The 23656-nt window shown below is 37.4% G+C and carries 22 protein-coding genes; all 22 read right to left on the bottom strand.

The window, feature by feature from the left end; translation table 11 throughout:
- Positions 1–11 precede the first annotated feature (11 nt).
- Positions 12–920 carry a tyrosine recombinase XerC gene (xerC, locus tag BK580_RS13835; protein WP_078380905.1) on the bottom strand — a complete coding sequence of 303 codons (909 nt, stop codon included), beginning with the start codon at positions 918–920 and terminating at the stop codon, positions 12–14.
- A 63-nt stretch (positions 921–983) separates the two neighbouring features.
- A complete protein-coding gene (gene trmFO, locus BK580_RS13840; protein WP_078380906.1) occupies positions 984–2288 on the bottom strand; it encodes an FADH(2)-oxidizing methylenetetrahydrofolate--tRNA-(uracil(54)-C(5))-methyltransferase TrmFO in 1305 nt (434 codons plus the stop codon).
- 177 nt (positions 2289–2465) lie between these two features.
- Positions 2466–4544 (bottom strand): type I DNA topoisomerase, encoded by a 2079-nt coding sequence (topA, locus tag BK580_RS13845; protein WP_078380907.1) that lies wholly within the window; start codon positions 4542–4544, stop codon positions 2466–2468.
- Between the two features lie 698 nt (positions 4545–5242).
- Positions 5243–6112, bottom strand: a complete 870-nt coding sequence (dprA, locus tag BK580_RS13855; RefSeq protein WP_078380909.1) for a DNA-processing protein DprA — start codon at positions 6110–6112, stop codon at positions 5243–5245.
- 86 nt (positions 6113–6198) lie between these two features.
- Complete coding sequence (gene sucD / locus BK580_RS13860) at positions 6199–7101, bottom strand: succinate--CoA ligase subunit alpha (RefSeq protein ID WP_078380910.1); 903 nt, start codon at positions 7099–7101, stop codon at positions 6199–6201.
- 18 nt (positions 7102–7119) lie between these two features.
- On the bottom strand, positions 7120–8280 hold the full coding sequence (gene sucC / locus BK580_RS13865; protein WP_078380911.1) for an ADP-forming succinate--CoA ligase subunit beta: 1161 nt from the start codon (positions 8278–8280) through the stop codon (positions 7120–7122).
- Positions 8281–8514: 234 nt separating this feature from the next.
- Entirely contained in the window at positions 8515–8832 is a 318-nt protein-coding gene (locus BK580_RS13870; RefSeq protein ID WP_078380912.1) for an EscU/YscU/HrcU family type III secretion system export apparatus switch protein, read from the bottom strand.
- On the bottom strand, positions 8829–10130 hold the full coding sequence (locus BK580_RS13875) for a hypothetical protein (RefSeq protein ID WP_078380913.1): 1302 nt from the start codon (positions 10128–10130) through the stop codon (positions 8829–8831). Before BK580_RS13875 ends, BK580_RS13870 begins: the two co-directional genes overlap by 4 nt.
- A gap of 20 nt (positions 10131–10150) precedes the next feature.
- Entirely contained in the window at positions 10151–10921 is a 771-nt protein-coding gene (locus tag BK580_RS13880) for a ribonuclease HII (RefSeq protein WP_078380914.1), read from the bottom strand.
- Between the two features lie 156 nt (positions 10922–11077).
- Positions 11078–11935, bottom strand: coding sequence for a ribosome biogenesis GTPase YlqF (ylqF, locus tag BK580_RS13885; protein ID WP_078380915.1), 858 nt, complete (start codon positions 11933–11935; stop codon positions 11078–11080).
- Between the two features lie 39 nt (positions 11936–11974).
- Positions 11975–12529, bottom strand: a complete 555-nt coding sequence (gene lepB / locus BK580_RS13890) for a signal peptidase I (protein ID WP_078380916.1) — start codon at positions 12527–12529, stop codon at positions 11975–11977.
- A 198-nt stretch (positions 12530–12727) separates the two neighbouring features.
- On the bottom strand, positions 12728–13072 hold the full coding sequence (rplS, locus tag BK580_RS13895) for a 50S ribosomal protein L19 (RefSeq protein WP_078380917.1): 345 nt from the start codon (positions 13070–13072) through the stop codon (positions 12728–12730).
- Between the two features lie 121 nt (positions 13073–13193).
- The gene (trmD, locus tag BK580_RS13900; protein WP_078380918.1) at positions 13194–13940 is read right to left on the bottom strand and encodes a tRNA (guanosine(37)-N1)-methyltransferase TrmD; all 747 of its coding nucleotides are present in this window, start codon (positions 13938–13940) and stop codon (positions 13194–13196) included.
- Positions 13941–14459 (bottom strand): ribosome maturation factor RimM, encoded by a 519-nt coding sequence (gene rimM / locus BK580_RS13905; protein ID WP_078380919.1) that lies wholly within the window; start codon positions 14457–14459, stop codon positions 13941–13943.
- Positions 14460–14816: 357 nt separating this feature from the next.
- A complete protein-coding gene (locus tag BK580_RS13915) occupies positions 14817–15047 on the bottom strand; it encodes a KH domain-containing protein (RefSeq protein ID WP_078380921.1) in 231 nt (76 codons plus the stop codon).
- Positions 15048–15055: 8 nt separating this feature from the next.
- The gene (gene rpsP, locus BK580_RS13920; RefSeq protein WP_078380922.1) at positions 15056–15328 is read right to left on the bottom strand and encodes a 30S ribosomal protein S16; all 273 of its coding nucleotides are present in this window, start codon (positions 15326–15328) and stop codon (positions 15056–15058) included.
- Positions 15329–15445: 117 nt separating this feature from the next.
- Complete coding sequence (gene ffh / locus BK580_RS13925; protein WP_078380923.1) at positions 15446–16792, bottom strand: signal recognition particle protein; 1347 nt, start codon at positions 16790–16792, stop codon at positions 15446–15448.
- 12 nt (positions 16793–16804) lie between these two features.
- A complete protein-coding gene (locus BK580_RS13930) occupies positions 16805–17134 on the bottom strand; it encodes a putative DNA-binding protein (RefSeq protein ID WP_078380924.1) in 330 nt (109 codons plus the stop codon).
- Positions 17135–17545: 411 nt separating this feature from the next.
- Positions 17546–18535: a signal recognition particle-docking protein FtsY gene (ftsY, locus tag BK580_RS13935; RefSeq protein WP_078380925.1), complete on the bottom strand. Its 990-nt coding sequence runs from the start codon at positions 18533–18535 to the stop codon at positions 17546–17548.
- A gap of 16 nt (positions 18536–18551) precedes the next feature.
- Positions 18552–22118 (bottom strand): chromosome segregation protein SMC, encoded by a 3567-nt coding sequence (gene smc / locus BK580_RS13940; RefSeq protein WP_078380926.1) that lies wholly within the window; start codon positions 22116–22118, stop codon positions 18552–18554.
- 119 nt (positions 22119–22237) lie between these two features.
- A complete protein-coding gene (gene rnc, locus BK580_RS13945; protein WP_078380927.1) occupies positions 22238–22978 on the bottom strand; it encodes a ribonuclease III in 741 nt (246 codons plus the stop codon).
- Positions 22979–23314: 336 nt separating this feature from the next.
- Positions 23315–23548, bottom strand: a complete 234-nt coding sequence (gene acpP, locus BK580_RS13950) for an acyl carrier protein (RefSeq protein ID WP_078380928.1) — start codon at positions 23546–23548, stop codon at positions 23315–23317.
- Positions 23549–23656 lie beyond the last annotated feature (108 nt).

Here is a 23656-nt window from a genome sequence, read left to right on the forward strand (position 1 = left end):
CTGTTCGTTCCTCAAGCACGAGGATGAAATTGATTGTAAGTTTTCTGAAGACGATCTTTTGTCACATGTGTATAAAGTTGAGTTGACGAGAGACTTGCATGACCTAATAACTCCTGCACCACTCTTAAATCTGCACCTTCATTCAGCATATGTGTAGCAAAAGTATGGCGCAAAACATGGGGACTGATATGTAAGGTTGAGCTGGTCTGTTTCACCAATTCATTTAACACCACTCTTACACCACGGGGAGTGATGGGCTCACCACGGAAATTTAAGAACAAATGCTTCGTTGTGGATGGTTGTTTAGTTTTGGCCAATAGTTCCTTTCGACCATTTTCTAAAAAATATTCTATTGCATCATGTGCAAAACTTCCAAACGGTACATACCGTTGCTTATTTCCCTTACCGTTAATAAGAATAGTCCCAAGATCAAAGTCAATATCTTGCAGTTGAATCTGACAGCATTCACTAATACGAATTCCTGTTGCATAAAGCAATTCAAGGAGCACTTGGTTTCTTTGTCCAAGAGCTGTATCACGCTTTGAAACAGCAAAAAGTTTCTCCAACTCTTCACTATATAGAAATTGCGGAAGTCGCTTTTCTTGTTTTGGAAGAGAGACAATGGAGAAAGGATTGGTAGCTATTTGATCTTCTCTTAGCAAATATTTAAAAAAGCTTCTCAAACTAGACGTTTTTCTAGCAACAGATCTTCTAGCATACTTTTTCTTATGGAGTATGGTTAAATACAAACGTGCTTCTGTATGGGTGACATCACTAATGCTAGTAATCGCTTCTTCTTTCATAAAATCAAAAAAGTCTTCAATATCTTTCTGATAATATACAATAGTATATTTTGAATAATTTTTCTCTATTTGTAAATATTCTAAAAAAGAAATTAACGGAATCTTAACATTTTGCATTTTATCACCTCACAAGGGCTACTAAATAGTATCACAATTTAGTAGCCCTTGCAATTAATTTGATTAATTTTTTACAAAATTCTGAATTGTTTCCAACGCTCTCCTAGCATGTGCTTCATTACGTTCTTGTTTATTCTTAATCTTTGTTGGTAACTCTGGAAATAACCCGAAATTAGCATTCATCGGTTGGAAGTTTTTTGCGTTTGTCGTCGTTATATAGTGTGGCATACTACCAATAGCTGACTCTTTAGGGAATTCCAATGGCTCTTCCCCATTAACTAGTCTAGCGGCATTAAACCCCGCTATTAACCCGGATGCTGCAGATTCAACATACCCTTCTACCCCTGTCATTTGCCCGGCAAAGAAAAGGTTTTCCCTGTCTTTAAATTGATAGGTTGCTTTTAAGAGATTTGGGGAGTTGATAAATGTATTACGGTGCATAACACCATAACGAACAATTTCCGCATTTTCTAAACCAGGTATTAATCGTATAACATCTTTTTGAGGTCCCCATTTTAAATGTGTCTGAAAACCAACAATATTATACAAAGTTCCTGCAGCGTCATCTTGACGTAGCTGAACAACAGCATATGGACGCTTATCCGTTTTAGGGTCTTCTAATCCAACTGGCTTTAATGGACCAAATAACATCGTTTTTTTACCACGATTAGCCATTACCTCAATCGGCATACAACCTTCAAAAAAGATTTCTTTTTCAAATTCTTTTAAAGGTACTGTTTCAGCTGCGATTAATGCTTCATAAAATGTATTAAACTGTTCCTCTGTCATCGGACAATTCAAATATGCAGCTTCTCCTTTATCATATCTTGACTTTAGATAAACGATGTCCATATTGATACTGTCTTTTTCAATAATAGGTGCTGCTGCATCATAAAAGTATAAGTACTCTTCCCCGGTCAAGGATTTTAGTTGGTCTGATAATCCCTTTGACGTTAATGGACCTGTCGCAATAACCGTTGGTCCTTCTGGGATTACTTCTACTTCTTCATGAAATACCGTTACATTCGGATGGTTCTTCACACGTTCTGTTACTTTTGCAGCAAATTCATGACGGTCTACAGCTAACGCTCCTCCTGCTGGTACCGCACATTCGTCAGCGGATTGAATGATAACTGAGTTAAGTATACGCATTTCTTCTTTTAATACACCGACAGCATTTGTAAGTGTATTTGCCCGCAAGGAGTTCGAACATACTAATTCAGCAAATTTATCTGTATGGTGAGCCGGCGTTTGTTTAACTGGTCTCATTTCGTAAAGATGAACTTGAATCCCTCTATTCGCTAATTGCCATGCTGCTTCACTACCAGCTAATCCTGCACCAATAACTGTTACAATTTCAGTTGTCATAAAAAAAACCTCCATATCTGCTTACTATCTAATCTATTTTCACTAAAACTTTGTTAAACCACACTGTACTTTAACGGCGACTCCATTAAAGCTACTTTACCAAAGGAAAAGGGGCTGACGCAAAGTGTTGAGGTGTCAGTCCCTTTTTTTCTTTGTTTAGTTTGTATTCGTTCTTTCCTATGCCTGTTGTTCTTCTTTATAATCACATTGCACACATTGTACTTGAACACCTTTTTTGAGTTTCTTTTCCACTAATAAGGCTTCACATTTTGGACATTTACGAGCAATTGGTTTATCCCAAGATAAGAAGTCACAAGAAGGATATTGATCACATCCAAAGAAAATACGTTTTTTCTTGCTTTTTCTTTCCACGATATTTCCTTTTTCACATTTCGGACAAGGAACACCAATATCTTTTACAATTGGTTTGGTATTTCGGCAATCTGGAAAATTAGAACATGCCATAAATTTTCCATAACGGCCCATTTTAAAGACCATCTCATTTCCACATAATTCACAATCTTCTCCTGCAGGTTCATCTTTAATTTCGATTTCCTGCATTTCTTGCTCTGCCTTTTCTAGACGCTTCGCGAATTCATGATAGAATCCATCAATAATATTTACCCAATTTACTTTACCTTCTTCTACATTATCTAAATTTGTTTCTAGGTTTGCAGTAAACTCAACATTAATGATTTCAGGGAAGAACTCTAAGATCAATTGAATCACAATATCACCAAGCTCTGTTGGAACAAAACGCTTATTATCTAAAGCCACATAGCCACGTTTTTGAATCGTGTCCAACGTTGGCGCATAAGTAGAAGGTCTACCTATGCCAAGCTCTTCTAACATTCTAACTAACCTTGCCTCTGTATATCGTGGAGGAGGTTGTGTGAAATGCTGCTTTGGATCTACATCTTTCGAAAACACATTGTCTGTTTTTTCTAATGGCGGTAATAGATTTTCTTTTTCTTCTTGTTGATCATCATTACCTTCCACATACACCTTCATAAAGCCAGGAAACTTGACTGTTGAGCCTGTTGCTCTGAACATTACATCCTTTTGAGAAAGATCTATGCTCACGGTATTTAGAATAGCAGGTGCCATTTGGCTTGCAACAAAACGTTCCCAAATTAATTTATACAGTCTAAACTGATCCCGTGATAAGTATTCTTTAATCGATTGTGGATCTTTACCAGTAGATGTGGGACGGATTCCTTCATGAGCATCTTGAGTGTTTGACTTCTTTGTCTCTTTTCGTTGCTCCGTTGCAAGAAAGTCTTTCCCATACACATTTTCGATGTATTCTACAGCTTCTTTCTTTGCTGTATCCGAGATACGTGTAGAGTCTGTACGCATATAGGTAATCAATCCAACTGTACCTTCTTTGCCAAGTTCAATACCTTCGTATAATTGTTGGGCAAGCATCATCGTTTTCTTAGCACGGAAGTTTAATTTACGCGCTGCCTCCTGCTGCAAAGAAGATGTAATAAAAGGTAGTGCAGGATTACGCTTTCGTTCTTTTTTAGTAACATTCATTATTTCAAATGAGTTACCATCTAATTTTGAAAGGACACTCTTTACTTCTTCTTCTGAATTTAATTCGGTTTTTTTGCCATTAATTCCATAAAAACTCGCTTCAAATTCTTGGGAATTGTTAGTGATAAAGGATCCTTTTATTGTCCAATACTCTTCTGGTGTGAAAGCATTTATTTCTTTTTCACGGTCTATAATTAACCGCACAGCTACAGATTGTACTCGCCCTGCACTTAATCCCTTTTTTACTTTCTTCCAAAGTAATGGACTTATGTTATAACCTACAAGCCGATCTAATATTCTGCGAGCTTGTTGCGCATCCACAACATCTAAATTAATCGGTCTCGGATGTTTAAAAGATTCTTTAATCGCATCTTTTGTGATTTCATTGAATACTACTCGACAGTCAGAATGTATATCAATGTCTAAACTATGTGCCAAGTGCCAAGCAATAGCTTCCCCTTCGCGATCCGGGTCAGCCGCTAAGTATATTTTTTTCGCTTTTTTTGCAGCGGTTTTTAGTTCTTTTAATACAGGACCTTTACCGCGAATTGTTATGTATTTTGGTTCGAATTCATGCTCAACATCTACACCCATTTGACTTTTAGGTAAATCTCTAACATGCCCCATAGAGGCTTTTACTTTATATTTTTTCCCTAAATATCGCTCAATTGTTTTTGCTTTAGCAGGTGATTCCACAATCACTAAGTATTCTGACATTCAATAATCCTCCTCAAGAGGGTAAATTCTTAGAAAAAATTGGCACACAGCCTTTTGTTTTCTCAAAGTTTTTAACAGCCACTTTTTTAAGTTTTATACTAAAAAATCATTTAGTTCGTAATTTCATATGACTAAATCTTCACTATTATTAAATATTCTTAAACGTTTTGTCAAACACCAGGACGTATTTCTCTAGTGTTTTCCCCATTTTTCAATAAATCAGGTAGAAAAATAGATGATAATCCGTTAAATTCTATGTTTTTTATATCGTTATCTATTATGTAGTCAGATAAATTGCTTTTCATACTTATATTCAAGAAAAAAAGTACAACGAAGGAATATCGTTGTACCCTATAATAATATAGACATATATTGATTTGTAAAGTGAAAATAGCAAATTTATAAAAAAAATGTATTTTATTTGTCTATTTCTATAATTTTTTTGGCTGCCTTGAAAAATAAATCACTTGGTTAACACCCTGATGATCTCCGCTGCAGGTGTTCGCTTTCCGCGGGCGGTCCCGGGAGCCTCCTCGGCTAGCGCCTGCGGGGTCTCCCGTTGACACACTTCTCTAAGCAGGAGTCTCACACCTTCCACTACGATCATCAGGGGCAACGGAGAATATATTACGTACACATTTTCATTATCCATGATGCAAATATCTTTTCATGAGTGTCTCTGTTAAACACTGTTGTTGTTACTTAAGCTCTTGAAGGATATCTTGATAACTCATCACGAGTTTTGCGCCTTGTTGGATCAAAGAATTGGTTCCTGTTGAGGTGTTACTCATGATTGATCCTGGAATCGCAAATACTTCTCTTCCTTGGTCTAAAGCTTGATCTGCTGTAATAAGCGAGCCGCTTTTTTCTTTTGCTTCTATTATAATAACGCCTTCACTTAGGCCGCTGATAATACGATTTCTTTTTGGGAAATGCCATTTCTTTGGTGATGTAAAAGGGGGGTATTCAGATAATAAGAGGTGCTGTGTCGCTATCTGGTTTGCTAGTGACTGATTTTCTTTTGGATACACTTGTAAAATTCCACTTCCAAGGACCGCAATTGTCCTTCCATAATGCTTAATAGATAATGTATGTGCTAGTGTATCAATTCCCCTTGCTAATCCACTTACCATTGAAAACCCTTTGTTAATTAAAGGAGGAATGATTCTTTTCAAGGCAATTTCACCGTAATCAGACATATTTCTCGTTCCTACCACACCAAGACATCGTGAATGAAGAAGTGTTTTATCTCCTTTGATATAAAGAATGATAGGGGGATCAAATATTTCTTTCAAAAGGGGCGGGTAGCACTCATCAAAAATAGTGATTGTTTGGATGTTACGTTCTTCATATTTGGCAAGTAGGTGATCCATTTGGAATGTATTTAAAAAAGTGAGGATATCATTGGTTTTTTTAATTGGCATACGTAATAGGTGAGCAAGTTGGGTAGGCGAATGTTCAGAAATTCTATCTAAATTTGGGTTTAGTTTTAACAATTGAAGTAAGGAGGAGTTATTAATTTGTGGACAATGATGAAGAGTGATCAATCTTTTTTTCCAGGCTTCCATAGAGCGCAACACCTCTATTATTTTATTTTTGAAGCAAACAAGAAATAGGAATAGCCGATTGACGACTATTCCCATAAGGTTAACGATTAATGTGTTTTACATTTTTCATAAATACCTTGTTCTTTAATTACTTTTATAAGTGTTTCACCCATTACAGATGGAGTATCTGCTACTTCGATTCCACACTCATTCATTACACGGATTTTTTCGTCAGCAGTTCCTTTACCACCAGAAATAATCGCACCAGCATGGCCCATACGTTTTCCTGGAGGTGCAGTACGTCCACCAATAAACCCTACAACTGGCTTCGTCATGTTTTCTTTAACCCATAGAGCTGCTTCTTCTTCAGCAGTTCCACCGATTTCACCAATCATAATTACTGCATACGTATCTTCATCTTCATTGAATGCTTTTAATACATCAATAAAGTCTGTACCGTTTACAGGATCTCCACCAATTCCTACAGCTGTAGATTGACCAATACCTTCTTGAGATAATTGATGAACCGCTTCGTAAGTTAGTGTTCCAGAACGAGAAACAACTCCAACATGACCTTTTGTATGAATGTAACCAGGCATGATTCCAATTTTACATTCGTCAGGAGTAATAACACCTGGGCAGTTAGGACCTACTAAGCGGGTCTTTTTCCCATCCATGTAGCGTTTTACTTTTACCATGTCAAGAACTGGGATATGCTCTGTAATACAAATTGCTAGGTCTAATTCAGCGTCTACTGCTTCCATGATTGCATCCGCTGCAAATGGAGCAGGAACATAGATTACAGACGCATTTGCGCCAGTAGCTTTTACCGCTTCATCTACTGTGTTGAATACTGGTACGCCTTCTACTTCCGTACCACCTTTACCTGGAGTTACACCTCCAACGATCTTTGTTCCATATTCTAACATTTGCTTTGTATGGAACAGCGCAGTTGAACCTGTAATACCTTGTACGATTACTTTTGTATCTTTATTAATAAATACGCTCATGTATGTCCCCTGCCTTTCTTATCCTACTTGTGCTACTATTTTTTGTGCACCATCAGCCATCGATTCAGCTGCAACGATGTTTAAACCAGACTCACGTAAAATCTGTTTACCTAAATCTACGTTTGTCCCCTCTAAACGTACAACAAGAGGAACTTCTAAGCCTACTTGTTTCGCCGCTTCTACTACACCTGTAGCAATGATGTCACACTTCATAATTCCACCGAAAATGTTAACAAAAATCCCCTTTACACTGTCATCAGAAAGGATAATCTTAAATGCTTCTGTTACTTTCTCAGCAGTTGCACCGCCCCCAACGTCCAGGAAGTTAGCCGGGTCTCCACCGTAATGCTTGATAATATCCATCGTTGCCATAGCAAGACCGGCACCGTTTACCATACAACCGATGTTACCATCTAATGAAATGTAGCTTAAATCATATTTAGATGCTTCAATTTCTTTCGCATCTTCTTCTTCTAAATCACGGTATTCTACTACATCTTTGTGGCGGTAAAGAGCGTTTGCATCAAAGTTTAACTTTGCATCCAAAGCCATTACTTTTCCGTCGCCAGTTACTACAAGTGGGTTAATTTCTGCAATAGAGCAGTCCTTTTCCACAAATGCAGTATATAAACTCATCATAAATTTAACTGCTTGTCCCACTAATTCTTTCGGGATGTTGATGTTAAATGCAATACGACGAGCTTGGAAGCCAGTTAATCCAACAACAGGATCAATTACTTCTTTGAAGATTTTTTCAGGCGTTTGTTCTGCCACTTCTTCAATTTCTGTTCCTCCTTCTTCAGATGCCATTAATACAACACTAGAAGTTGCACGGTCAAGCACTAAACCAATGTAATATTCTTTCTTAATATCGCAGCCCTCTTCGATAAGTAAGCGTTTCACTTCTTTGCCTTCTGGGCCTGTTTGATGTGTTATTAGAGTTTTTCCTAAGATTTCGTTAGCGTATTCGCGAACTTCCTCTATTGATTTGGCTACTTTAACGCCACCAGCTTTTCCACGGCCACCTGCGTGGATTTGTGCTTTCACAACACATACTTTTGTTCCTAGTTCTTTCGCTGCTTCTACTGCTTCGTCCACAGTAAATGCTACACGGCCATTTGGAACAGCAACCCCGTATTTTCTGAGGATCTCTTTTCCTTGATATTCATGGATATTCATTTCCCATCCTCCAATCTTATGTATCGCAAAAAATTGTTAAAAAATAGACTGCGCTTTCATTTTATTAAATGGATTGTCAAATGTCTACCTTTCTGCAAAAATATTATACTATTTTCAAAAAATTAATAGTTTGACAAGTGAATTAGGTGCAAAATACGGGGAATTAGCCTCATTTTTCATTAAATTAACAGATAATTCTAACTTTTTATTATAGTAATAAACTTTTTACTTACTCTACACTTCTTCTTCTAAGGGCTTTAAATTTTCTTTTTCTTGTTGATGAAGTTGATATACGAATGATAATACCTCAGCTATAACCTCATATAATTCTTCTGGAATGGTTTCATTTAGTTCAAGTTCTAAAAGCAATTCAACTAGTGCAGGATCTTCTTGAATAGGTATTTGATGCTTTACAGCTTCTTGTATGATATTCTCTGCTATCATCCCTCTTCCCTTTGCACTAACTACAGGGGCTGCTTGCTTGACTTTATCATATGTTATAGCCACGGCTCTTTTTCTAGACATTATCGGATTATCATGCTGCTGTTTCATATTCGAACATCCACCCCTTCTTCAGAGCTGCTAAGGATTTTTTTGAAAAACCGAAGAGAGATTTCTTCCTGTTCTTCCTCATTTTTAGGAATTGTTTTGATAGTCGAGAGCGTGTATCCTTTCTGGGAAAGGTTTTCCTTTAATAACGGTATTCCTTTTTCAACTAATGTTTCAATGGGAGCGTAGGAATGATGAATCGTTAGTGTGATAACCTTTTGTTGTACTAATAAATCAATCATCGTTGAAGAGAAGATGGGTAAATCAATAAATAAGACAATCCGACAATATTCTGGATCCACTACACCGCTTTTTTTCTTTTTCGAACTAATTTGTATATACCATTCCTTTGCCTCTTTTTCCAGTTGGACAGGAATAGGGAGAAACACATGATTAAGTAGTCCATCCTCTCTATTTAATAACTGAAAGCCTGTGATTTTAGAAACAAGTTGGGCAATGGTTCCTTTCTCTTCTGCATGTATCATTCTTTGTGATAATTCAAGTAAAATCGGCTTTAATTGCTCTAATTTTAGTTTAGATAAAGTATCCTGCTGTACTATACTTTCCGTTAATCCGTGTTCATAATTCAATCCTAAATTAGTAATTAAAGTTTTTACAAAAAGGAGCATGTCTTGTTTGGAGTTTAGCGGAATATGCGTAGTAATACTTTCTAATTGTCTTTGTAATGTTTGTATTTCTGGGCTAGTGTTATTTGATGATTTTTGAATATGTTTTATTTGTTCCAATGTGGAGAACATCGTCTCATTATCTAAAAAGCTGGATGTGAGCATGTTTAAGCTACTTGGTACAATCTGTGGGAGTTGCACGTTTCGGGCTAATGAAAATTTTGTTAGTTCCATCGCTATTTCTTTTTTTGTACCTGTATAGCTCTCAATTGTCTTGACAATTTCACGTAAAGTAGAATCAGGCATTTTTACTCCAAGCTGACTAACTAGCTGCTCTACCCTATTGAGCGTCGCCTGAAGCTGATTACTCTCTACAGGTTTCGATGATGGAATAAATGCACGTGTTTTTTCACTAGGTGCGATTTGGTTCTCCACTGTTAAGACTAGTGCATTTCCATCCGTCTTGCTGCGAAACTGATATTCTTTCCCAATTTCTACAGCTCCTACTATTTTCACTTCGTAAGAAACCGTTCCTTTTTGAATGGAAAACAGAGAATCATCTAGTTGCTCCGTTACCTTGGCTTGAAATATTCCTGTAAGCTTTTCCAAACTATTATTCGTTTTCACTTCCAAGCTTTCAGGAATCCTATGCTGCAAAAGCTGCCATATATTCATCGCCCATTCTCCCTCTAATATTAGCTTACTATTTCTTTTATTGGTGAAAATGAATGTCGATGCTCATTCATAATCCCTTCATGCTTTATCGCTTCTACATGCTCTTTTGTACCATAGCCCATATTTTTATCGAAACCATATGCTGGATACTTCAAGCCAAGCTCCTTCATATACGTATCACGTGTTTCTTTTGCAAGTACAGAGCTTGCCGCAATTGAAATACTTGTTGCATCCCCTTTTATGATGGATTCTTGAGGAATCTTTACATCTAATTTCATTGCATCAATAAGTAAGTATTCAGGTTTTACCGCCAACTGTTCGATAGCTTGGATCATGGCAAGTTTTGTAGCTTCATAAATATTTACTTTATCAATCGTTCTTGAATCTATAATCCCAATTCCATAGCTAATTGCATTTTTTCTTATATATACGTTAAAATCAGCGCGTTTTTGAGCGCTGAGCTTTTTGGAATCCGTTAATCCAGGTAAATAAAAATCTTGTGGAAGTATTACTGCCGCAGCCACTACAGGTCCAGCAAGCGGCCCTCGCCCCACCTCGTCTACACCTGCCAAATAACGATAGCCCTCTTGGTAAAGTGCTTTTTCGTAGCGAAGCATTTCATTAAATTGTTCATGTAAAAGAGTTTCTTGCTCTACCTTTTTTTCGAAACGACGTAGAAGCGTTCTAACGCCCTTCCTTTCATCGTTTCTAAATTTTATAAATAAAGGGTCATCTATACCGCTAACATTGCTTAAAAGCGCTTCTATCTCTCTTATCGGTTGTTTATTCATCGTATTTACCTCTCATTACTCTAAAATAAGCATAATAACTCTAAAAATTGATAGTACGTTAACAGAAATATGTGTATACAGTACAAATGAAAGAGGCCGCAATTAATTGCAAGCCTCTTTCATTTATAGTTAAAGTAAAATATAAAAAAGTTAAAATTATATTTGTTCAGGTGCTTCAAAACTTAATCTACCAAGTTTTTCTGAACGTATCTCTCTTATGACTAACTCTGCTGTTTTGTCATAATCAACATAACCGCCACTCATAATACACCCTCGCTTGGAGCCAATTGCATCAAATAACTCTACAATTTCTTCTGGTATTACATCGAGATGATAACGCCCTTTTAACTTTTCAGGATAGTTTGCTGTTAAAAAGCGCAGGGCAAATACCGCAATATCCTGTAAATTAATAATGGTATCTTTTATTGCACCAGTCGTTGCTAAACGGTAGCCAACTTCTTGATCCTCGAATTTAGGCCACAGAATACCCGGGGTATCTAGTAGTTCTAACTCTTTTCCAACCTTCACCCATTGCTGAGCTTTTGTGACTCCAGGTCGATCTCCAGTCTGAGCTATGTTTTTCTTAGCCAACCTATTAATTAGTGTGGACTTTCCAACATTCGGTATTCCTACAATTAAAGCACGAATTGCTCTTGGTCTAATTCCACGAGACTGCATTTTATCAAATTTTTCTTTTAACAACTCTTTTGAAAGGGTTGGAATTTGTTGAATTCCTTTACCTGTTTGAGAATCAATAGCAATTGCCTTTGTTGTACTGCCTTTGGTATTAAAATAATCCAACCATTGTTTCGTAATATGGGAATCGGCCATGTCGGCCTTATTTAATAAAATAATACGTGGTTTATTTGTAATAATCTCATCTATCATCGGGTTACGTGAAGAAATCGGAATTCGAGCATCGACTAGCTCGTACACGATATCTATCAACTTTAGCTTTTCTGTTACTTGTCTCCGGGCCTTCGCCATATGTCCCGGGAACCACTGAATTGTCATGACAAATGCCTCCTGAATTCCATTCCATTATAAATTAATCTACTCAACCATCCTTAAATCAGGTAAAGGCCAATAGACGATATTTGTTTTCCCTAATACTTCATCCTGACTAACCGTGCCTATATGACGTCCGTCCTTGCTGTATCGTCGATTATCACCAAGAACAAAAATATGACCTTCCGGAACAACTTTCAACCCTGTTCGTTCTTCAAGAGTAAAGTCTTCTGTTAATGGACCCTCGCCTCGCAGCTGTTCTTTATATTTATCTAAATAAGGTTCATCATAAGCTTTTCCGTTAATATACAGAGTGTCATCTCGATATTCTATTTCATCACCCGGTAACCCTATGACACGCTTAATATAGTCTTTTTCTGCAGTTGCATGAAAGACAACGATATCGAATCGTTCAGGTTCACCTATCTTATAACCAATTTTGTTCACAATCATTCTATCCTGATCATGAAGAGTCGGCATCATGGATTCACCATCCACTACTATTGGTGCAAAAAAGAAATAACGAATCCCAGCGGCCAACAGGATGGCTATTGCTAATGCTTTTACCCATTCCCAAAGCTCATTTTTTGATCGTGCCATATATGCTCCTCCGCTACTATCAGTTAGTGTTATCATTCATAAAGAAAATATATGTATATTTGTTTCTTCTATTATATACCTTCATTAGGCTATGAGAAAACTTTTATGTTAGGAATGGTTTTTTTATTGGACAACTAACTATGCTTACCGTTCCTTTATTAACAAAAAAAGAGCTTGTTTCCAAGCTCCCTCTTTTTATTATCGAATTTCTTTAATACGCGCTTTTTTACCACGTAATGCACGAAGATAGTAAAGTTTCGCACGACGTACTTTACCGCGACGAATTACATCAATTCCCTCAACCTTTGGAGAGTGAACAGGGAATGCACGCTCTACACCAACACCGTAAGAAATCTTACGAACAGTAAATGTTTCGCTAATGCCGCCACCACGACGTTTAATAACTACTCCTTCATACACCTGAATACGTTCACGTGTACCCTCGACAACCTTAACGTGTACACGTACAGTGTCACCAGGACGGAAAGTAGGAAGGTCAGTTTTTAATTGCCCTTGCGTAATTTCTTGAATTAATTTTTGCATAGTTTTCTGCTCCTTTTCCACAGATGCTCATATCATACTTAATTGAATGCAGCGGAACATCGTTTTAAGACCTAGCCATGCTAAGTCACAAAGAGTATAATAGCATATTGAGTGAAAAAAATCAATATCTCTTATCCTCTTTTTTCAGTTCTTCTAACCATTGTTGCTGCTCTTTCGTTAGTGAAAAATTCTCTAACAAATCAGGTCTTCTGTTCCATGTTCTTCGCAGCATTTCTTTTGAACGCCATTTTTCGATATTCGCATGGTTTCCAGATAAAAGTACGTCTGGAACCTTCATTCCACGAAACTCGGCAGGTCGCGTATAATGAGGATGCTCTAATAGTCCGGTACTAAAAGAATCCTGCTCATGTGATTCTACTTTTCCAAGTACATCTGGCAAAAGCCTAACAACACTATCCACAATAACCATGGAGGCTAGTTCTCCACCTGTCAGCACATAATCTCCTATAGATATCTCATCGGTGACAACATACTCTCTTATCCGTTCGTCATAGCCTTCATAATGGCCACAAATAAATACTAAGTGTTCTTCTTGAGCAAGTTCCTCTGCCTTCTTTTGTGTAAAACGTTCACCCTGAGGGCACATAAGTATTACTCTCGGCTTGATTGCTTGATTTGCGGCAGTCAGACTTTCTACTGCATCAAATATCGGCTGAGCCTTTAATACCATCCCAGCTCCTCCACCATATGGATAATCATCTACTGTTTTATGCTTATTGGAAGCAAACTCTCGAAAATCTGTGACGCGATACTCTACCGCTCCTTTTTCAGAGGCCTTTCTCAGAATAGAAGATTCCAACACGCCCTTAAACATTTCAGGAAAGATGGACAGAATATCTATTTTCATTTAAAACAGCCCCTCTAACGGCTCAATAATTATTGTTTTATCCTTTATGTCCACTTTTTTCACAACAGAATCTATATATGGTATAAGAATGTCTTTTCCTTTTTTAACTTGAACAACCCAAACATCATTTGCCCCAGGCGTAAGTACTTCTTTAACTGTCCCGAGCTCTTCCATGTTTTCTTGAAGTAATACCTTACATCCAATAATCTCATGAAAATAATATTCGCCTTCTTCTAATTCACCGAGCTGATCTTCTGGAACTTTCACAATCGCTCCTTTAAACTTATCCACTTCATTCACATTATGGTAGCCTTCAAATGTAACTAAATCAAAGGACTTATGTACTCTTCTAGTTTCCACTACTACTTCAACTGGTGTTTCTTGATCCGGTAAAAACAAATATAAACGATTTCCTTTTTTGTAGCGTTCTTCTGGGAAATCGGTTCTAGATACTATTCGTACTTCTCCTTTGATACCATGTGTATTCACTAATTTTCCAACGTTAAACCATTTTAACATCCTTGCACCCCCGTATTCTACTATTTCAAGCTTGTATGTAATTCTATTTTACCCTTAAACCGTTTTTTAAAAATGGCTACCCTGAAAATAAGAGTACTACATTAAACACCCTGTTGATCTCCGTGCCAGGTGTTCGCTTTCCGCGGGCGGTCCGGGAGCCTCCTCGGCGCTATGCGCCTGTGGGGTCTCCCTTCGACTCGCATTCTAAGCAGGAGTCTCACACCTTGCACTACAATCATCAGGGGAGATGGGGATATTTGACGCTCCACTTTTTCATTCTCCACCCATGCAAATTTGTTTTGCATGGGTGGAGAATTACCTATAAAACAGGAAAAAGGGAAGCTTGAAAGCCTCCCCCTACTCCAGTATTTCTAATTGTACTCGTTTATTGTCGTGAGAGGCAGCTGCGAACAATACGGTTCGAATTGCTTTTGCAATTCTTCCCTGCTTTCCAATCACTTTCCCTAAATCATCTTGATGCACAGTAAGTTGATACGTGACAGCATTACCTGTTTCTTTTTCCGTAATCACTACATTCTCTGGATGATCTACTAACGACGTGACAATTGTTTTTATCAGTTCTGTCATTTGATCTCTTATTTACTTAACTTAGCATTGTGGAATTTTTCCATAATACCTTGGTTAGAGAAAAGGTTACGAACTGTGTCAGAAGGCTTAGCGCCATCTTGTAACCATTGTAAAGCTAGTTCTTCATTGATTTTAACTTCAGCTGGTTGTGTTACAGGGTTGTAAGTTCCAACTGTTTCAATGAAACGTCCATCACGAGGAGAACGAGAATCTGCTACTACAATACGATAGAATGGGGATTTTTTAGAACCCATACGTTTTAAACGAATTTTAACTGCCATTATTAAAGCACCTCCGAAAATATTTCACACAAGATAGTATGATAACAAGTTGTTTAATGTTTGTAAAGTGTTTTTTCTTGTCACTTCATTTATTAAGAGAAAAACGAGTAAGTTATGTTACATGAAAGGAAATTTAAAGCCACCTTTTTTGCCTTTTCCTTTAGACATGGTTGTCATCTGCTTCATCATTTTTTTCATCTCTTCAAATTGTTTAAGTAAACGGTTCACTTCCTGAACAGGACGTCCGCTACCCTTTGCTATACGTTTTTTACGACTAGCATTGATTAAATCTGGATTTGCTTTCTCTGCCTTAGTCATGGATTTAATAACAGCTTCCACATGACCAATTTGCTTTTCATCTACCTGGACGTTCTTTAAGCCCTTCATTTTGTTGGCTCCAGGTATCATCCCTAAAATTTCATCAAGCGGTCCCATACTTCTCACTTGACCTAATTGCTCTAAGAAATCATCAAACGTAAAGTTCATCGTACGTAGCTTTTGTTCAAGCTCTTTTGCCTTCTCTTCGTCTACATTCGATTGTGCTTTCTCAATAAGAGTAAGTACATCTCCCATACCAAGAATACGAGAGGCCATACGTTCAGGATGGAAAGCTTCAATAGCATCTAACTTTTCTCCCAATCCAACAAACTTGATCGGAGTATTCGTTACCGCCTTAACAGAAAGTGCCGCACCACCACGAGTATCTCCATCTAGTTTTGTTAATACAACTCCGGTTAATCCGAGCTGCTCATTGAAGCTTTCTGCTACATTGACAGCATCTTGACCAGTCATTGCATCGACTACAAGGAAAATCTCATCTGGTTTAGAAACTTCTTTTACCTGTTTTAACTCGTCCATTAATGCTTCATCGACATGCAAACGACCAGCGGTATCAATCAACACATAATCATGATGATCGTCCTTCGCCTTTTGGATAGCTTGCTTGGCAATTTCAACAGGACTTACCTTGTCTCCAAGTGAAAAAACTGGCATATCTAATTGTTTCCCTAAGGTTTCAAGCTGCTTAATTGCTGCTGGACGGTAAATATCAGCCGCAACAAGTAGTGGCTTTCTATTGTGTTTTTTACGCAATAAATTAGCAAGCTTACCTGTTGTTGTCGTTTTACCTGCACCTTGTAATCCGACCATCATAATGACTGTCGGCGGGCGATTGCTTACTGCAATCTTACTTTGTTCTCCACCCATAAGTTCGGTGAGTTCTTCTTTTACTACCTTAATAACCTGCTGACCGGGTGTTAGACTTTTCATGACCTCTTGTCCAACTGCACGCTCATTTACGCGTTTTACAAAGTCTTTCACTACTTTGAAGTTTACGTCCGCTTCGAGTAACGCTAGTCGAACCTCACGCATCATTTCTTTTACGTCTTGTTCGCTAACCTTCCCTTTTCCACGAATTTTCTGTATCGTATTTTGCAAACGGTCGGCTAAACCTTCAAATGCCATGCATGCCGCCCCCTAATCTAATTTCTCAAGCGACTCAATAAAAGTTAGAAGCTCTTCTTTAGACGGGTTTGTCAAAAGAGTCCCTTTTAACTGATTGATTAACTGTTGTCGCTCTTGAAACTTTTGAAATAACAAAAGCTTTTCTTCATATTGTTCAAGCATTTGTTCCGTACGTTTTATGTTGTCGTACACCGCTTGACGACTTATGTTATATTCCTCTGCTATCTCACCAAGGGAGTTATCTTCTAAGTAATACAAAGCCATATAACTTCGTTGCTTTGGCGTTAACAACGATTGATAGAAATCATACAAGTAGTTCATTCTCGTTGTTTTCTCAAGCATCCTACTCACTCTCCCTTGTTAAGTGAAATGCCTTTACAGAAAGTAGTTTACAGATTTTTTTGTGGTATGTCAAGTTTTTTCCTTGTCATATAAACTAGTGGGTTCAAATTAGCTTGGAGATAAAAGCTACCATGGAAATGCGGCGGCCTCTTTGAACGCCCTGTTGATTTCCGTGCTAGGTGTTTGTGAGTGTTCAAGGTCATGGATTATGAAAGGAAGGAAAAGTAAGAACTCAGAGTGAGAGTCTACCCTGAAAATAGGCAGGTTATCTGTTAAACACGATGTTATTGGAGCAGAAGGGATGAAAGCGGCAGGGAGACTTTAAAATAGTGGGCGAAAATCAGTAGCTTTGGTTAACTGTGTCAAAAAAAGAGCAGCTCTTTTTAGAGCCACTCTCGCAAACCGTACTTTTTATGCTTCTTCTTTTTCTACCATATCAGCAAATAGTCCATATACATATTGTTCTGCATTAAACTCTTGAAGGTCGTCCACTTTTTCTCCTAGTCCAACAAACTTAACTGGAATCCGCAGCTCGTTTCGGATAGCTAGGACAATACCTCCCTTAGCTGTACCGTCTAATTTAGTTAAGACGATTCCAGAAACATTGGTTGCTTCTGAGAATATCTTCGCTTGATTGAGAGCGTTTTGACCAGTCGTTGCATCTAAAACTAGTAATACTTCATGTGGAGCCCCAGAGACTTCACGTTCAATAACACGCTTTACCTTTTCAAGCTCTTTCATCAAATTCACTTTGTTCTGAAGGCGTCCGGCGGTATCACATAACAATACATCGACGTTTCGAGCCTTTGCCGCTTGAATTGCATCAAACATAACCGCAGCCGGATCAGAGCCTGAGGATTGTTTGATTACATCAACCCCTACTCTCTCTCCCCATACTTCCAATTGTTCAATGGCTCCAGCGCGGAATGTATCTCCTGCTGCTAACAACACTTTTTTGTCATCCTGCTTTAATTTGTTGGCAATTTTACCGATAGATGTTGTTTTTCCTACTCCATTAACCCCAACCACTAATACAACCGTTAGGCCATCATCTTGAATATTTATTCTTGGTGAAATATCTTCCCCAGCTTCATAAATTTCTACTAGCTTTTCAGAAATAACACTTTGAACTTCACGTGGGTCTTGAATATTACGGCGTTTCACTTCTGTTTTAAGTTCATCTATTAAGTTCATTACCGTGTTTACTCCAACATCGGCACCGATAAGAATCTCTTCTAACTCTTCAAAGAAATCCTCATCTACTTTACGATAACGAGCAACTAGGTCATTTACTTTACCTGAAAAAGAATCTCTTGTTTTCGTTAGACCTTCTTTGAACTTTTCTGTGACTGTTTCTGTTTGCGTCGTTAATTTTTCTTTTAATTTCTTAAAAAAGCTCATTCTTCTCTCTTCCTCTCTATTGAACAAGTTCTTTTGACTCTTCTAATCGAACAGAAACTAGCTTAGATACTCCTGATTCTTGCATCGTTACCCCATAAAGAACATCACTAAATTCCATTGTTCCTTTACGATGCGTGATGACAATAAACTGGGTATCCTTACTAAATTGTTTTAAATATTGTGCAAAACGGTGAACGTTCGCTTCATCCAGAGCCGCTTCTACCTCATCAAGAATACAAAACGGAACTGGTCTTACTTTTAAAATTGAGAATAATAGGGCAATCGCCGTTAACGCTCTTTCTCCACCCGATAATAATCCGAGGTTTTGAAGCTTTTTCCCAGGAGGCTGAGCCACGATGTCTACACCCGTATTAAGCATATCATTTGGGTCTGTCAGTACTAAATCGGCGCGTCCTCCCCCAAACAACGAACGAAAAACATCATGAAAATGTGCACGAATATTGGTGAATGTCGTTTCAAAGCGCTTTTTCATTTCCTCATCCATTTCACCAATTACTTGGTATAGCGTGTCTTTTGCTTCTTGTAGATCATCTTTTTGCTCTTTTAGGAAGTAATAACGTTCACTAACACGATCGTATTCCTCAATAGCCGCAATATTGACCGAGCCTAACTCTTCAATCGCAAGCTTAATGAGTTTCAATTTTTTTCTAGCCTCATCGATAGGTATCTCTAGAGGATAATCATGTTTCGCTGCTTCAAATGATAGCATATACTCTTCCCTTAAATGGTGAAGTCTATTATCAAGTTCCACATCTAGTCGATTTAACTTTACCTCTTCTGCTTTTAAAATGTCCGAAAGCTGTTTATATTGTCGCTTAAGTTCCTTTAATTCTATTTCCTCTTTTTCTACTTTTTCATAAATCGTTAAACGCTGAGCACGTCTTTCAGCGATTAATTTCATCGTAGTATTTTTGTCTTGCAACTTTTCTTTGGCTGCAATTTCTAACTTTTGTTCTCCAGAGGAATTATTATTCATTTCACCTTGCAGAAGGTCTAAATCTTCCTGTACTTCTGTCAGTTTTTCTTGGGAATGTTCCAGCTCTTGCTTAATCGTTACCACTTTTTCCGACTGATTATGCAATTTTTCCTTTTTACTTGCATAATCAACTTTTAATTGTGTTAATTCATGTTGGATGGCTTCTTTTGACGTGTGTTGTTCATTTTTCTTTGTATTAAGATCTGAAATTACTTTATCAAGCTCTACTATACTAAGTCCCACGTGTTTTAAGTCTAGCTCCAATTTCCCTTTACGTTCAACCGCTTGCTTGATGGATAATGTTAACTGTTGCTTTTCATAGTCATACAAACTTAAATGTTCATTCACATTTTTTTCTTCTAGCTCAATCTCACGAATTTGGCTTAGCAACTGCTGCTCTTTATAGCGTAACTCTTCACCGGAATCTTTTAATGTTTGTACTTGAACTTCTTTTTCAGTAATTTTTTGTTTTAAAGTTTTAACTTGATCTTCTAGAAGTGCCGTTTTGCCTTCCATTTCTTCAAGTTTAGCTGTAATAGAATCAAGCTCACGACTACGACTTAACAAGCTGTTAGTTTTTTGCTTAACGGCTCCTCCAGTCATCGAACCCCCTGGATTCACGACATCGCCTTCTAAGGTGACGATCCGATACCTGTGTTGAAGGATGCTTGCTAACGCATTCGCTCCCCTTAAATCTTTAGCAATAACAATCGTTCCTAGTAAGTTAAGGACAATATTTTCATACGCAGGAGCACAATCTACTAAAGAAGCAGCCACACCAACAAATGCTTCATGCTGACTAATCTGTCCTATCTGATATTCCGGAATGGTTCTTGGTTTCATCACTGATAATGGCAAAAAGGTCGCCCGACCATAGCCATTATTCTTTAAATATTGGATAGAAGAACGAGCACTTTGTTCATCCTTCACCACAATATGCTGAGTTGCACTTCCAAGCGCAATTTCAATAGCAGTTTCCACCTCTTGCTTAACTTGGATGATTTCAGCAACCGCACCTTTAATGCCTGAGAGCTTATTTTCATCCCGAGCTTTTAGGATTTCTTTTACTCCTTGAAAAAAGCCAGCAAAATCACCTTGCATCGTTTCAAGCATTTCTTTACGAGATCTTGTTTGCTGTAAGAATTGATATGCTTGATATAGCGTCGTTTCTTTCTTTTGATAGGACTGTTTAAATTGCTCTAATGTAGCTTGTTCTTTTCTATAGTTGTCTATTGTCTGATGTAGTTCATCTTGTACACGTTTTTGGTCATACTCGATATCTTTCTTTTTTTCCTTTGTAGTTAAGCGCTGATTGACATATTTTTTGTTTCCTTCATCAAGCCTCGAAATTTTCATTTCTTCCTGTTTTTCTTGTTGCTCCAGATAGGAAAGCTCATTACGAACTGTTGCTTGCTTGTTTAATAGTTCAATATATTCACTTTTCAATGCATCAATTTTTTCTTCAATGTTTTGATCAAATAACTCATTAATACCTTGTTTTTCTTTTAACTGTTGTTCTGTCATAACTAGTTCTTGATGCAGTGTGTCTAACACTGATTGTTCTATTTTTAACTTTTCTTTATGCGTATCTAGAAATTGAGCCAACTCTACTGAAGATTTTTCTAGTTGCGCTCGATTTGTTGTTGCATTCTTTTTCCGTTCCTTGAGTACTTCTTTTCGACCCTCTAACTTTTCTAACTCCGAACTAGCCACTACTAATGCTTGTTGGAGAGAGTCTACTGATTCATCTAACGCTGCCACATGGTCCTTATATTTCTCAAGAGTTGCCTCTTTATGAACTAATTCTGTAGACAGTTTGATTTCTTTTTCTGTACTTTCTTTTACTTCTTCTGAATTCTTTTCCCACTTTTGATGGAGTTCTTCAATTTCATAAACAGTTACCCCTACTTCAATTTGCTCCAATTCAGCTTTTTTCTCTAAATAATCTTTCGCAATGGAAGCTTGTATCTTTAAGGGCTCAACTTGTCCTTCTAATTCATGTAAAATATCAGACACGCGGTTTAAATTTTCTTGGGTATCCCACAATTTACTCTCTGCTTTTTTCTTTCGAGATTTATATTTTAAAACACCTGCTGCTTCTTCAAAGATACTACGGCGTTCTTCTGCCTTACTACTAAGGATTTCTTCTACTTTGCCCTGACTAATAATGGAGAATGCTTCTTTCCCAAGTCCAGAGTCCATAAACAAGTCCACAATATCTTTAAGCCTACATGTTTGTTTGTTTATTAGAAATTCACTATCTCCGGAACGAAATGCTCTCCTCGTCACACTTACTTCCATATAATCAATCGGTAAGATGCGATTGCTATTATCAAGAGTTAAGGTAACTTCTGCAATATTTAAGGCTTTTCTACTATCACTTCCTGCAAAGATAATGTCCTCCATTTTTGTTCCACGCAGGGATTTGGCAGATTGCTCCCCCAGAACCCATCTGATAGCATCAATAATATTACTTTTTCCACTTCCATTTGGACCAACTACCGCCGTTACACCTGGCACAAAATCTACGGAAATTCTTTCTGCAAACGACTTAAATCCAACCACTTCTAATCGTTTGAGGTACATTCTACTTCACCTCATTTTACTCTAATCTATTCATCTATTCAGTACACGAGGAAAGAAGGCGATCCTTATAGCCATAAACAGGCACCATTGGATCGCCCTCCCTCTTCTATTTCAGTCTACTATTTCAAGTTTTTTAACTTTTCTAAGGCAAATTGTGCCGCGTGTTGTTCTGCTTCTTTTTTTGATCGACCTATTCCAGTTCCAAGTTCTTCTTTATTTAAAGAAACTTTCGAAACAAATTCTCTGTTATGAGCAGGTCCTTTTTCTTCTAACACTTCATATTCGATAGCACCTAGAGCATTTCGTTGAATCAATTCCTGTAATTGACTCTTATAATCCATCACATGAGAAAAAGCACCTTCATTAATCTTTGGATACACATATTTTTCGAGGAATAAGAAGACTGCAGGTAAGCCAAGATCTAAGTATAGAGCGCCAATAAAAGCTTCAAATACATCTGCCAGCAACGCAGGTCTAGCTCGTCCACCTGTTAATTCTTCTCCTTTACCTAATAATACATAAGTCCCAAAGGAAAGTTCATTTGCAAAGGATACCAAGGAAGGTTCACAAACAATAGATGCGCGCAGTTTCGTTAATTGCCCTTCACTCATCATTGGGAATTTTTTATATAAAAATTGAGAAACTGTTAATTCTAGAACAGCATCTCCTAAAAATTCTAATCGCTCGTTATCCTCATATGGCTTTCTCCGATGCTCATTCACATACGATGAATGGGTAAAAGCTTGATATAATAACTTTTCGTTTTGAAATTCAACGCCTAATTCTTCTTGAAGCTTTTGGAACTTCTTGCTAATCGCTTCATTTTTCTTCTCATTTAATCGACTTCTATTTCTCGTCATAAAGGTGCCTCCAACATACAATCTTCTTTCTCTAAGCAGACTTTTTCTTTTCTGTAATGAAAGATGTATAACATCACTATTTTAACAAATTATTGCTAGGTTACAAATAGCATCTTACACCATTTATCCTCTTTTATGTAAAAATCTTTTTCTGAAGGCTCTTTTTATAAATTTTGTTGCATATTATGGTGCAATTTGCGAAAACAGTTAACCTACTTTGCACCTCTTCTATATATGTAGCTGGGGGTTTTTCAAATTTCCCGAACCACCCTCAGAAAGTGTTACATTCTCAAAAAATAAAAGTCCCACATTCGAGTGGGACTTAAAAGTGAAACATTATTTGTTTGCATTTATGTAGTTAACCACATCGGCAACCGTTGTAATGTTTTCTGCTTCGTCGTCTGAAATTTCTAAATCAAACTCATCTTCAAGCTCCATTACTAGTTCAACTACATCTAAAGAATCTGCACCTAAATCGTCTTTGAATTTAGAATCAAGATTTACTTCAGACTCGTCTACACCTAAACGATCAACAATGATCTTTGTTACACGCTCTAATACATCTGCCATAACTTTCACCTCCCCTCAAGTATTATAGAGAAACTCTTCAAAAAAAACCAGATGTTTTCAATCTTTTGCATTTTGTGTGTCAGCTTCGCTTGGCTTTTGTCTTATGCT

It is taken from the genome of Sutcliffiella halmapala (assembly GCF_002019665.1).
In the GTDB taxonomy this organism is placed as follows: Bacteria; Bacillota; Bacilli; order Bacillales; family Bacillaceae_I; genus Sutcliffiella_A; species Sutcliffiella_A halmapala.

Excerpts from the sequence above, each read along its gene's own strand:
- rplS (WP_078380917.1), bottom strand. The coding sequence starts at position 13,072 with ATGCAAAAATTAATTCAAGAAATTACGCAAGGGCAATTAAAAACTGAC.
- topA (WP_078380907.1), bottom strand. The coding sequence starts at position 4,544 with ATGTCAGAATACTTAGTGATTGTGGAATCACCTGCTAAAGCAAAAACA.
- lepB (WP_078380916.1), bottom strand. The coding sequence starts at position 12,529 with ATGGCACGATCAAAAAATGAGCTTTGGGAATGGGTAAAAGCATTAGCA.
- rimM (WP_078380919.1), bottom strand. The coding sequence starts at position 14,459 with ATGTTAAAATGGTTTAACGTTGGAAAATTAGTGAATACACATGGTATC.
- trmD (WP_078380918.1), bottom strand. The coding sequence starts at position 13,940 with ATGAAAATAGATATTCTGTCCATCTTTCCTGAAATGTTTAAGGGCGTG.
- ylqF (WP_078380915.1), bottom strand. The coding sequence starts at position 11,935 with ATGACAATTCAGTGGTTCCCGGGACATATGGCGAAGGCCCGGAGACAA.
- sucD (WP_078380910.1), bottom strand. The coding sequence starts at position 7,101 with ATGAGCGTATTTATTAATAAAGATACAAAAGTAATCGTACAAGGTATT.
- acpP (WP_078380928.1), bottom strand. The coding sequence starts at position 23,548 with ATGGCAGATGTATTAGAGCGTGTAACAAAGATCATTGTTGATCGTTTA.
- trmFO (WP_078380906.1), bottom strand. The coding sequence starts at position 2,288 with ATGACAACTGAAATTGTAACAGTTATTGGTGCAGGATTAGCTGGTAGT.
- smc (WP_078380926.1), bottom strand. The coding sequence starts at position 22,118 with ATGTACCTCAAACGATTAGAAGTGGTTGGATTTAAGTCGTTTGCAGAA.
- BK580_RS13880 (WP_078380914.1), bottom strand. The coding sequence starts at position 10,921 with ATGAATAAACAACCGATAAGAGAGATAGAAGCGCTTTTAAGCAATGTT.
- ftsY (WP_078380925.1), bottom strand. The coding sequence starts at position 18,535 with ATGAGCTTTTTTAAGAAATTAAAAGAAAAATTAACGACGCAAACAGAA.
- dprA (WP_078380909.1), bottom strand. The coding sequence starts at position 6,112 with ATGGAAGCCTGGAAAAAAAGATTGATCACTCTTCATCATTGTCCACAA.
- xerC (WP_078380905.1), bottom strand. The coding sequence starts at position 920 with ATGCAAAATGTTAAGATTCCGTTAATTTCTTTTTTAGAATATTTACAA.
- rnc (WP_078380927.1), bottom strand. The coding sequence starts at position 22,978 with ATGACGAGAAATAGAAGTCGATTAAATGAGAAGAAAAATGAAGCGATT.
- BK580_RS13930 (WP_078380924.1), bottom strand. The coding sequence starts at position 17,134 with ATGCTTGAGAAAACAACGAGAATGAACTACTTGTATGATTTCTATCAA.
- rpsP (WP_078380922.1), bottom strand. The coding sequence starts at position 15,328 with ATGGCAGTTAAAATTCGTTTAAAACGTATGGGTTCTAAAAAATCCCCA.
- sucC (WP_078380911.1), bottom strand. The coding sequence starts at position 8,280 with ATGAATATCCATGAATATCAAGGAAAAGAGATCCTCAGAAAATACGGG.
- BK580_RS13870 (WP_078380912.1), bottom strand. The coding sequence starts at position 8,832 with ATGAAACAGCAGCATGATAATCCGATAATGTCTAGAAAAAGAGCCGTG.
- BK580_RS13875 (WP_078380913.1), bottom strand. The coding sequence starts at position 10,130 with ATGAATATATGGCAGCTTTTGCAGCATAGGATTCCTGAAAGCTTGGAA.
- BK580_RS13915 (WP_078380921.1), bottom strand. The coding sequence starts at position 15,047 with ATGACAGAACTGATAAAAACAATTGTCACGTCGTTAGTAGATCATCCA.
- ffh (WP_078380923.1), bottom strand. The coding sequence starts at position 16,792 with ATGGCATTTGAAGGTTTAGCCGACCGTTTGCAAAATACGATACAGAAA.